The 6,648-nt window shown below is 74.2% G+C and carries 3 protein-coding genes; all 3 read left to right on the top strand.

All coding sequences use genetic code 11. The features are described 5' to 3' along the window. Positions 1–133: 133 nt before the first annotated feature. The 3 genes from ACSHV8_RS21975 to ACSHV8_RS21965 all read left to right on the top strand — a co-directional run bounded on the left by ACSHV8_RS21975 (position 134) and on the right by ACSHV8_RS21965 (position 6,641). Complete coding sequence (locus tag ACSHV8_RS21975) at positions 134–1,237, top strand: hypothetical protein (RefSeq protein WP_436535624.1); 1,104 nt, start codon at positions 134–136, stop codon at positions 1,235–1,237. A gap of 83 nt (positions 1,238–1,320) precedes the next feature. Beyond that, on the top strand, positions 1,321–3,318 hold the full coding sequence (locus ACSHV8_RS21970) for a hypothetical protein (protein ID WP_436535623.1): 1,998 nt from the start codon (positions 1,321–1,323) through the stop codon (positions 3,316–3,318). Then, positions 3,315–6,641 (top strand): right-handed parallel beta-helix repeat-containing protein, encoded by a 3,327-nt coding sequence (locus ACSHV8_RS21965; protein ID WP_436535622.1) that lies wholly within the window; start codon positions 3,315–3,317, stop codon positions 6,639–6,641. The genes ACSHV8_RS21970 and ACSHV8_RS21965 overlap by 4 nt, the downstream gene beginning before the upstream one ends. Positions 6,642–6,648: the final 7 nt, after the last annotated feature.

Genomic DNA, 6,648 nt, shown 5'->3' with positions numbered 1-6,648 from the left:
CGGCGGTCCGTCGACCTCAGCGTGGCGCGAGCCGAACTCCGGCCCGGGTTGAACCGGGATCGCCGCCTTCCGTCGTGATGGACGAGCTGGGGTCCAGCGGGGCACCGAGACGCCGACGCCTAAGGAGAGCACGATGACCGGACCGGGCCGGGCCGATCCCGAACAGGTTGCCGCCTACCATCACCTGCTGCTGCGAGCCGCCGGTCGGCTGCCCGACGAACTGGTGGCCACGGCCCGGCAGTGGCTGGCCGCCGGTGACGTGGAAGCGGTCGCGCAGGCGGTGCTGTTCGCGGCGCTGGCCGGGCGGGTCGCGGTCACCACGGCCGACGCCGACCTGCTCGCGGCCACATTGCGCGACGCCGGCGAGGACCCCGAGGCGGTGGCCGGACTGGAGCGCTCGGAGACGGACGAGCAGACCCTCTACGGTCTCGCCCCGGTCGGCCCCGACATCCTGGCCGAGCACGCCGACACCATTCCCTACAGCCTGGACCTGACCATCGCGTACGACGGTCCGGGCGGCGCCGACCACATCGACGCCGCGGTGATCGGCGGGCTGGACGAGGGCCGGGCCGCCGGGGTCACGGTCCTGGCCGTGTGGCGGGCGTGGCGGTTCCCCGCGCGTCACACCCAATGGCCGCCCGCGCGACGGCTCTACCTGGTGCAGGCCGCGGCCGGCCACGACGCGGAGCTGGTGCCGGTCGCGGCGGCGCTGCAGGACGCCCTGGCGACCACCGGGGAGACCGACCCGCAGGTGGAGGTCTTCCGCGATCCCGGCCTGCTGCCGGCCTACCAGAGCACCGCGCTCGGCTTCGGCGCGCTGGTGTGGGCCGCCGCCCCGCCGGCCGAGCTGCGTACCGCCCGCCTGTTCGACAACTACACGCCGCAGGACGGTCCGAGCTTCGCCGACGATCACACCGTGCTGTCCGAACAGGAGCGGGACCGGGTGCTCGAATACCTCGGCGACGGGGTTCCTCTGGTGATCAGCCCGAGCTACACCGGGGACATCCTGGACTCGGCCCGGGCCGCCGCGGTGCCGGTCTCGTTCCACACCGACGGGCGCTGGATCTGGTCCGGGGCCACCGTCTACTACCTGGCCGAGCACCAGCTGGCGCCGGATCCGGAGCTGCTGGCCGACATCCGCGCGGCGGACTACCAGCCGCCCGAGGTGGACACCGTGTCGATGCATCGCGCGCTGGCCCGGCTGTACGCGAACGACACCGCGGCTGACCGAAATTGAACTCTGGCGGCACCGGGCCGTCAGTCATGACGTCTACATGTAACGGCAATCGGGCCGGGCTTGCGAAACGGGGAGTGTGCCGGATGTCCTCAGCGTCCATTCCGCCGCTCGCCGCGGAGAGCCCACGCGGGTTGCCGCTGGAGCTCGTGCCGGTGGGTGAGGCAGCGACGGCCTACCGGCCGGTCGACCGGCCCGATGTGTGGCACTCACCGGTCGGCCCCCCACCGGTGACCGTCACCCGCCCGGCCTTGTCCGTGGCCGTGCCGGATGTTCCCGGTACGGCCACGCCGGCCGGCTGGAACTTCCGGGACCGCCAATCCGTGCTCACCAGCCCGGTGCTGGCCGGCTACGTCGTCGAGATCGAGGTGAACGCGGTCGGTTTCCGGGTGGCCGGGCGCATGCTGACCGCCCGCGCGCTGGCCGGGCTGCTCGCCGCGGTCTGTCCGGAACACCGTCCGCTGCTCGTCGTGCCGTCGGCCACCGTCGCGGCCGGACCCGCCCTGGATCTGCTCTTCGGCTCGCTCGTCGACGCGCTGGCCCGGCCGGTGACGGCGGCGGACGGCGAGGTGTCCTTCAGCTCGACCGGGCTGGCGATGACCCCGGGAACCTTCCGTCGCTGGCATCCGCGGGTCGCCGGCCCGGCGGGTGTTCGCCCGGCCCGTCGGATCGATCCGCTCGGCCGGGTGTTGCCGCCCTCGCCGGTGGGCGCCGCCCGCAAGCTGGAGCCGGTGCCCGCGTCCGAGGCCGATCCGATCGCCGACAAGACGGCGCCGCACAGCACCGGCGACCTATCGGCGCCGCCGGGCCCGCAGCCGCCGCCTGTCGAGGTGACGCCTCCGGTCGAGGTGACGCCGCCGGTCGAGGTCGCCACGCCGGTGACGGCACCCGTGGCGGCAGCGGCCCTCGCGCGGCCCGACGCGGTGGCCGTCCCCGAGCCCGCGACGGTGGCTCTGCCCGCGCCCACCGCACCCGCGCCCACCGCACCCGCGCCGGCCGCAGTCGTACCCGGAACCGTGCTCTTCCCGGCCGCGCTCGCTCCCCGCCAAGCCGCCCCGGCCGCCGCCGCGCCGGGGGAGTCACCGGCGCCGGCTTCCCTGGAACCGAGGCCGCTCGCCGCCGACCTGATCCTGCAGCTGGCCGGCCGTCAGCCGCACAGCTGGCCGGCCGCGCTGGCCGGCCCACCCCCGCCCGCGCATGAAACGGTGACCGAACCGGCCTCCGTCGAGATCGCCGAGCCGGTGGCCGAGAAGACACCGGTCGTCGCCGTCCAGGCCCCGTCCGACGTGCTCTGGCTGCCGGAGGAATTGGCCGGCATGAGCCCGGAACAGGCCGTCGCCGAGCGCGTCCGGGTCCGCCAGGCGCTCGGCACCAGGTACGACGCCCACGCTCGCATCGTCGCCCGCCGCCTCTCCGAGGACCCCGGACTGCGGGCCGTGGCCAGCTCGGCCGCCGAGCTGACCGCCGGGCTGGTGGCGGTACGCGCGTACCTGCTCGACGAACGGGACACGGTCAACCAGGTGCTGCGCGGCGAGGGCGACGACGACGAGCGGGACCGCGTGGCTCTGCTGGCCCGCACGGCCGCGTACGGCCTGCGCCGCCTTCCCGCCGTGTTCGGGCCGGTCTTCGGCACCGCCCTGGCCGAGCCGGCCCTGCTGGCCGGCTACCAGCCGGGCGACGAGTTGGTCGAGCCGGCCTTCCTCGACGTCGACCTGGCGCCGGGGGCGCCCACGCCGGACCGGATGGAGTTCGCCATCTGGTCGGCCAGCGCCCGTCGACTGGCCGGGCTGGACGTCCTGGACGGCGCCGCCCTGTTCCCGCCCGGCACCCGGTTCACCGTGCTGGCCGTCGACCGGCCGGGTGACGGTTCCGCGGCCGGTCGGGTGCTGCTGCGCGACGCCGGCGGTGTCCGGCGGACACGCGCCGGTGCGCCGGAGGGCGCCGACCGTATCCTCTCCCGCCTGCGGGACGCCCCGCGCGGCGTGGGCGTCGCCCGGCCGGCTCTCGCGCCCGGTCTCGACTCGGCCGGCCGGCCCTACCGGCGTCCGGCCACACCACTCACCTCCGAAAGCGGACCAGCATGAACAACAGCCTGGTGTCGGTGTCCCAGACGGATCCGGCGTGCCGGTCCAGCATCACCGAGGCTCTGGCCGCGGCCGCGCCGGGGGCGACCGTCGTGGTGCAGCCGGGCGTCTATCAGGAGCAGCTGGTGCTGTCGGCCGACGTCACGGTGGTCGCCGAGGACGGCCGGGGCACGGTGACCATCGACGGCGGTGACGGTGTGGCGGTTTTCGTCGCGGGCGGCACGCCGACGTTGCGAGGACTGATCCTGACCGGCGGTGGTGCCGAACTGCCGTCGATGCAGGTGGGCCGGGGCGTGGCCACCGTCGCCGACTGCGAGGTACGGGGAAACGGCGTTTTGGCGGCGCACGTACGCGGTGGCCGTCTGGAGATGAACGACTGCACGGTCCGCAACCCCGGAGGCGCCGGGCTGCTGATCGAGCGGGACGGCGCGGCCACCGTGACGGGCACGGTGGTCCGGGAGATCGGTACCTCCGCGCTGGTGGTCACCGGCGGCGCGGACCCGCTGTTCCAGGGGTGCACGATCACCGACGTACGCGGAACCGGGATCTTGAGCATGCGCGGCGGGCGCGGCACGGTTCGCCAGTGCGACATCAGCTCGGTGGACGGCGCGGCCGTGACGGTCGAGGAGGACGGCGAGATCCGGCTGACCGGCACGACCGTGCACGACACGGCGGGCGTCGGCATCGCCGTGTCCGGTGGCCGTCCGGTGATCGAGGACTGCGAGGTGCGCGCGGTCGGCGGCCACGGTCTGGTGGTCTCCGGGACGGCCCGGCCGGTGGTGTCGCGGATCCGGGTGGGTGCCGCCGCCGGGCACGGCATCCTGGTCGTCGGCTCGGCCGGCGGGGAGTTCACCGACTGCCGGGTGGCGGAGAGCGGGGCGGCCCGGATCGCGGTCAGCGACACGGCGGCACCGCGGTTCGCCGGCGGTCAGGTCGACGGCGGCGGCGACATCGGGTTGCTGTTCGCCGGCCAGTCCGCAGCCGTGGTGAGTGGCCTGACGGTCGCCGCCGGGCGCTGTGGCGTCGCGGTGGCCGGTTCGGCCACGCCGGTGATCGAGGAGCTGACGGCCCGGGACTGTACGGACTTCGGGTTGCAGGTCACCGAAGAAGCCGCGGTGACGGTCCGCGGTGGCCGGATCGAGCGGTGCGCGGTCGCCGGGGTCACCGTCGGCGCCGGGGCCACCGTGGAGGCGATCGAGCTGTCGGTGCGCGACGGCCGGCACGGCGTCACCGTGGAACCGGACGGGGTGGCCACGCTGCGCTCCTGCGATGTCGCCGGTGCCCGGGACGCCGGTGTGCTGGTCGGCAACCGGGGGCGGCTGACCGGGGTGCGTAACCGGATCCACGGCTGCGGTACCGGGGTGCGGTTCGCGGCCGGCTCGTCGGGCCGGCTGGAGGACTGCGAGGTGATCGAGAACCGGCACGAGGGCGTGCTGGTGGAGACGACCGAACCGGTCCGGGTGACCGGCGGCTCGCTGTTCGGCAACGGTACGGATGGGATCCGCCAGGCCGTACCGAACGCGACCCTGGAGACCGGCGGCGCGGGCACCGTCCCGCCGCCGTCGCGTACACCGGACCTCGTGCCGGCTCCCGCCGTGCCGGGCCCGGCCGCGGCGGCTCCGGTGTCCGCCGATCCGGGCGACCCGGCCACGCCGCTGCTCAAGGATTTGGGTGAGCTGGTCGGCCTGGCCGGGGTCAAGCAGGAGGTGGCCACGCTGGTGGGCCTGCACCGGGTGGCGCAGCGCCGCGCGGCCGCCGGTCTGCCGGCGCCGCCGATGTCGCGGCACATGGTCTTCGCGGGTGCCCCGGGCACCGGCAAGACCACGGTGGCCCGGCTCTACGGCCGGATCCTGGCCGCGCTGGGGGTGCTCAAGACCGGTCAGCTGATCGAGGTGGCCCGCGCCGACCTGGTGGCCGAGCACATCGGTGGTACGGCGGTGAAGACCACCGAGCGGTTCGAGGCGGCCAAGGGCGGGGTGCTGTTCCTGGACGAGGCGTACACGCTCGCGCCGGTGGAGGGTGGCTCCGGCCACGACTTCGGCCGGGAGGCGATCGACACGCTGGTCAAGCTGATGGAGGACCACCGCGACGAGGTCGTGGTCATCGTGGCCGGCTACTCCGCGCAGATGCGTGCGTTCCTGTCCGCCAACCCGGGTCTGGCCTCGCGTTTCTCCAAGACCATCGAGTTCGAGAGCTACTCGACGGCGGAGCTGGTGACGATCACCGAGAGCATGTGCCGCACCCATCATTACGCGCTGGAGTACGACACCCGTACCGCTCTGGCCGGGCTGTTCGACGGCATGACCCGGGACGCCAACTTCGGCAACGCGCGGGTGGCCCGCAAGGTGTTCGAGGAGATGGTGGGCCGGCAGGCGTTCCGGCTGGCGCAGGCCGGCTCCACCTCGGGTGTGGAGCTGGCCCAGCTGCTGCCGCAGGACCTGGGCGCGCCGGAGGCCGGCGGGTTGCGGGTCGGTGACGCCCGCGACGGCGAGGTGGAGCGGATGCTCGGCCGGCTGCACGCCATGATCGGGTTGAGCGCGGTCAAGCGTGAGGTCTCCGAGATGATCGACCTGCTGGCCACGGTCCGGGCCCGGGTGGCGGCCGGCCTGCCCGCCCCCTCGCTCTCACGGCACCTGGTCTTCTCCGGTCCGCCCGGCACCGGCAAGACCACGGTCGCCCGGCTCTACGGCGACCTGCTGACCGCCCTGGGCGCGTTGGCCGGCGGACAGTTCGTCGAGGTGGCGCGGGCCGACCTGGTCGGCGAGTACATCGGGCACACCGCGCAGCGGACCCGGGAGGCGTTCGAGCGGGCCCGCGGCGGCGTGCTGTTCATCGATGAGGCGTACACGCTCGCCCCGCCCGGTGTGCAGAACGATTTCGGCCGGGAGGCGATCGACACGCTGGTCAAGCTGATGGAGGACCACCGTGACGACGTCGTGGTGATCGCGGCCGGCTACGAGGACGAGATCGAGACGTTCCTGGCCGCGAACGCCGGTCTGGCGTCCCGGTTCTCCCGGCGGATCCACTTCGCCAACTACAGTCCGGACGAACTGGTCGCGATCTTCCAGGGGCTGGCCATGTCCAACGGCTACGAATGTCCCGGGGAGACGCTGGTGGTCCTGCGGGAACACTTCGAGCGGGTACCGCGGAACCGCACCTTCGGCAACGGTCGTTACGCCCGCAAGGTGCTCGACGAGGCGATCACCCGGCAGGCGGGCCGGCTGCGGTCGCTGCCGTCACCGACCGTCGACCAGTTGCGTACGCTGCTGACCGCCGACATCGTCGTCGCGGCGGGCGTGGCCGAGGGCCGGGGCCGGGAGTGATCGGGCC

The sequence above is a fragment of the Actinoplanes sp. HUAS TT8 genome (assembly GCF_051380535.1).
Lineage (GTDB): Bacteria > Actinomycetota > Actinomycetes > Mycobacteriales > Micromonosporaceae > Actinoplanes.
This window is presented reverse-complemented; position numbering and strand designations above follow the sequence as displayed.

Coding starts and splice junctions, on each gene's coding strand:
- ACSHV8_RS21975 (WP_436535624.1), top strand. CDS start 134: ATGACCGGACCGGGCCGGGCCGATCCCGAACAGGTTGCCGCCTACCAT.
- ACSHV8_RS21970 (WP_436535623.1), top strand. CDS start 1,321: ATGTCCTCAGCGTCCATTCCGCCGCTCGCCGCGGAGAGCCCACGCGGG.
- ACSHV8_RS21965 (WP_436535622.1), top strand. CDS start 3,315: ATGAACAACAGCCTGGTGTCGGTGTCCCAGACGGATCCGGCGTGCCGG.